Origin of the sequence: Synechococcus sp. R6-5 (assembly GCF_047461775.1) — a bacterium.
In the GTDB taxonomy this organism is placed as follows: Bacteria; Cyanobacteriota; Cyanobacteriia; order Thermostichales; family Thermostichaceae; genus Thermostichus.
Genome location: NZ_JANSHV010000187.1, coordinates 1 through 4640 on the forward strand (window position 1 = coordinate 1; position 4640 = coordinate 4640).

Here is a 4640-nt window from a genome sequence, read left to right on the forward strand (position 1 = left end):
TAGCGGTTGGTGTCGGGTAGTTTACTCGGGTTAAACAGGCTGCAGTTTAGAGTTTAGTCTGAGGGGAAGGCGGGCTCAACGAAAAGATGGCTCCAGCCTGTTCAAGAACAACTAAGGCATCTTGATTTTGGACAAGCCATGTTGGGTGCCGATTGAGTTGCTACTTTTTCTGGACGACGACTGGATTTGTCCTTGTACCCATCGGCGGAATGCTTGAATTGCTTTGTTTCTACCTAAGACTTTGCTCTCCTGTAGGTAATGAGGGATAACTTGCTTTAGGTTTAAGCCTGGGAAAGTTGGGCTTTCATCAACTTCTTGGTAATTGCCAAATCGGAGTACATTAACTTGAAGAATGCCTTGATCAAATCGCCATAGCTCCGGTACCTGAAGTGCTGCGTAAAGATCAAGATGGGTTCGGGATGTGATATCAACTTCAATTGCAAGATCGGGTAGTGGATCGATCATGAGATCTATTCGTTTCTTGCCGCGAATTGCTAGCTCATTCTGAATATAAAAGCACTGGTTAGGCTCCAGGCCATAAGTTGTAGGCTTTCTTAAGGTCACCGAACCTAAACTGCGGAACTCAATATCCAGCTCTTCCAACAGCGCTTTAATTAAATCACCAATGATCTCTTTATCATCCTCATGCTCTGGAAGCGGCATCATGATCTCCAGCAAGCCATGATCGTAAGCCAACCGAGACCCCCGCTGGTTTCCCAATTCGCTCAGTATGGTTTCAAACTCTTGCCAAGAGATGCCCTGCAAGACAACTCGCTGACCTGCTGGAACATGGATTTGCCGCAATTCCAGTAGCATGAATTCATCCTACCAATGAAAGTTAGTATCTATTTGGGATCCCTTCCTCGATTCCACAATTCTTTCCAATCATAGTTGACGCTACTGGCCCCAAAATCCGGCTCCCGTTGAAAAGGCCGCCGCACATACCGCACCTGGCAGCCTTCGCCCGGCACGGTGTAGGTGCCTGCAGGGGTCTTTACCCTGAAGGCATCCCCTTCTGGAAAGGCGGGATCGGCTGGCACTTCTACCAAAGCCAGGATGAAATGGTCGGGTTTGTTGAGAGCTGTCAAGATTTCATTTTTGGTAACGGTTACCGTCTTTGCTCCCTCAACTCTGCCTTTGACTTCAATGAAGCGAAGGCCTTCCCTTCCAGCGGATTCGATATCATAGCCCAGGTTTTCAGCGCTGACATCACGAGGTTCGTAGCCCAACGCCCGCTCTATGGCCATAACGGCAGCCATTGCTGCTTGTTCTACTCGCCGGGTTTCGCGGGCAAAGGTGGTAGGGGTTGACCCTCGCTTGCCCTGTAGCCGCTGCAGCAGTCCGATGGGGATCACCAAGGCTTTCCCGGTTACCACCGGCGGCAAGGAGGATAGCTGGCGCTCCTGCTCCAACTCCGATAGGCGCTTCTGAAGGCGATCCGCCAACTCATCCGCCCGCTGCTGAGCCTTGGCAGAGTTGAGCTTGGCGTTGGGCCTGCCGGCTTGCTCTTGCAGCCGCAACTGTGCAGCTTGATGATCCCAGTAGTTAATTTCTCGGGTGAGGCGATCTTTAACAGCCAGCTCCGTCTTGTTGATCAATTCTTCCCGCTGAGCTTTGATTTCCTGGAAATGCTGGGGAACTAAACGCTCAATGGCGTAAGCGATGGCTTGGCTTTCTACCTCTGAAGCCGAGAGCTGGGGGATGTGGGATCCAGCTTTCGCTTTCACAAGGTCGCGCTCTGCGGGAGTTAGGGGCCGGTAGTCCAAGTAGGGAGCATAGCCGGCGCTTCTTACCCTGACGCTCTCTCCTCCTCCTAGCCCTTGGGGAGCGGGGAGAAAGATCTCCACATATTGCATCCGTCGGGAGATAACCCGTCGCTGGCCATTTCGGTCTAGGCGCCCATCCTGAAGGGCATGCTCTAGGTACACCAGTATCCGTGGTGTTTCGCCGGGATCGTTTTCATCGACGAGGATGGATCCCTGTCTGAGCAAATCTCGGTGTTGCTCCAAAACCAAGTCCAGAGTGGCATCCAGCAGGGGATGGCCTGGGCAGATGAACTCTGCCGGGGGCTTGTTGGGGACGCTGATGAGGTTTTTGTTAAAGGTAATCCGCTCGTATTTTTTTAAGATGGGTGCGCCCAACCCAATCTGGCGGTCGCGATTGCGAATTGCTGCCGGCACATGGGTAATTTCATAGCGTTTGGGTTCCCGCTCTCGAATGGTGCCACCCAAGCGTTGAAAAGCTTCTAGGAAGAAGGAGGCAATGAAATGAGGCTGGAGCTTGCGGGCCTCGGCTCGCTCCATTTCCGCCCGGATTTGCTGCACTTTGGTCGTATCCATCGAGTCGTGGGCCAGGGCGCGTTCTGCCAGGAGTTCCCTGAGCCGCTCGTGGTCTAGGCGATCTGCAATCACTTGATTGAGTCGGGCCTTGACCTCTGGACGATCCCCGTAGCGAATGGCCTCGATCAGCAGCTCTCGCAGTTCTTGACCGGCAATCGCTTTGCCCAGGACATCGAAGACCTTGCCCCCCAAGGCCCTTTGCTCGATTTCTATTTTTTTCAGCAAAGCCAAGTAGACATCTCCTTCCCGCGTTTCCTCGGCCACTAGGTTCCACAGGTGGCAGACCTCGGTTTGACCAATGCGGTGAATTCTCCCAAAGCGCTGCTCCAGGCGGTTGGGGTTCCAAGGCAGGTCGTAGTTCACCATCAGGTGGGCCCGTTGAAGGTTGATCCCTTCTCCCGCAGCATCGGTAGCAATGAGTACTTGAACGGCGGGATCCTGTTTAAAGGCTTCCTCGGCTTTTTTGCGCTCTTCTCGACCCATGCTGCCGTGAATGGTGATCACCGCTTCCGGTTGGCCCAGCAAGTTCCCCACTCGGTCAGCCAGATAGTTGAGGGTATCTCGATGTTCGGTGAAGATAACCAACTTGCGCCGATGTCCGCCGGCATCAAACATCTCCCCCTGATTTTGCAAGAGTTTCGATAGCTCCTCCCACTTGCGGTCTTTGCCGCTACGTCTCACTTGCAAGGCTAATTTTTCCAGCTCCTGCAGCCGCTGAATTTCTGCCTGCAGCTCGACAATTGTGCGGGCGGCAGTTGCCTGATCTACCAGCTCTTCTTCTCGCGGTTCCCGCTCTTCAGCAGGGCAGTCTTCAAAATCCTCATCCCAGCCTTCTTCGTCTAGCAGGGAAGTGGTAAAAGCAAGGTTGTCTCCCCGGCTGCGCAATTGTTCTTCCTTTAGCTTCCGCTGCAGTCTCTCTCGTCTTCGCAGCAAGGATTGGTAGATCGCTTCTGGAGAAGAGGCTAGCCGACGTTGCAGGATGGTTAAAGCAAAACCGACCGTCCTTTTGCGGCTACCTTGCTCTAAAGCTTCCGCGCGGTTAAACTCTTCGCGCACGTAATCGGTCACTTCCTTATAGAGCCTGGCTTCCAGGTCAGACAAGACGTACTGGACGGTGTAAGCTCGCCGTTCGGGAAAGAGAGGCTTGCCATCGAACTTGAGCAGGTCTTCTTTCACCAGCCGCCGCATCAAATCCGAGGCATCACAGGTATGAACTCCATCTCGGAATCTCCCCTCAAAGCGATCCCCATCCAGCAAAGCCAAAAAAAGCTGAAAGTCTTCTTCTCTACCGTTGTGGGGAGTGGCTGTCATCAGTAAAAAGTGGCGTGTTAGCTGCGAGAGCAACTTGCCCAGCTTGTAACGCTTGGTTTCTTTGATTTCTCCCCCAAAGAAGGATGCGGAGAGTTTGTGGGCCTCATCAACAATAACCAGATCCCAATCAGTTTGCCTCAGTTTCTCCTGCAGGGCCTCATCTCGGCTGAGCTTATCGAGGCGGGCAATGAGAAGAGGTATCTCCAGGAAAGGGTTGCCAGTTCGGGCGGCTTGAATGCGATCGTTGGTCAAGATCTCAAAGGGCAAATGAAACTTTTGCACCATCTCATCTTGCCACTGCAGCGTTAGACTCCCCGGGCAAACGATGAGACAGCGGTGCAAGTCACCTCGAATCAATAGCTCTCTAACCAAAAGCCCTGCCATGATGGTTTTGCCGGCACCTGGGTCATCGGCCAGCAAAAACCGCAGCGGCTGCCGCGTGAGCATTTCCCCATAGACGGCGCTGATCTGGTGGGGCAGGGGTTCTACCAGAGAGGTGTGAACGGCCAGCAAGGGATCAAACAGGTGCGCCAGCCGAATCCGATAGGCCTCTGAAGCTAGGCGAAATAAGGCGCCGTCTCCCTCGAAGTTGCCAAGGGATCCCTCGGCTACCACCTCTAGGGTTGGCTCTTTATCCCGAAACAGAAGCTCTGAATGGAGACGCCCCTGAGTGTCTTTGTAGATGGCCTCGATGGTGCTGCTGCCGTACCACCTCACACTCACGATGGCAACGGTTTGATTGGGCAGGATCCCTTTGACCTTGGCGCCAGGGGTGAGATCTTCCAGTCGAGCCATAAACTGCGGGTTTCCAGAGCTGCGAGCGGAGCCTGTTCCAGCTCCCCATTGCTATGTTGCGCTCACTTCCAGCTCTTTTCCCACAGCAAAAGTCCCCTTCTTCCATAAAAGGAGACAGCAGTTTGGAGTTGGCAAGCGGCTTCACGACGGTTTTAAGCCGGTTTTAAGTCCTGATACATTTACGCTGAACACTGC

The 4640-nt window shown here is 53.5% G+C and carries 2 protein-coding genes; both read right to left on the reverse strand.

Features of this window, described 5'->3' with window-relative positions; genetic code table 11:
- Positions 1-111 precede the first annotated feature (111 nt).
- Complete coding sequence (locus NW818_RS10290; RefSeq protein WP_414424490.1) at positions 112-816, reverse strand: Uma2 family endonuclease; 705 nt, start codon at positions 814-816, stop codon at positions 112-114.
- A 29-nt stretch (positions 817-845) separates the two neighbouring features.
- Positions 846-4445, reverse strand: coding sequence for a helicase-related protein (locus NW818_RS10295; RefSeq protein ID WP_414328702.1), 3600 nt, complete (start codon positions 4443-4445; stop codon positions 846-848).
- Positions 4446-4640: the final 195 nt, after the last annotated feature.

Coding starts and splice junctions, on each gene's coding strand:
- NW818_RS10290 (WP_414424490.1), bottom strand. CDS start 816: ATGCTACTGGAATTGCGGCAAATCCATGTTCCAGCAGGTCAGCGAGTT.
- NW818_RS10295 (WP_414328702.1), bottom strand. CDS start 4,445: ATGGCTCGACTGGAAGATCTCACCCCTGGCGCCAAGGTCAAAGGGATC.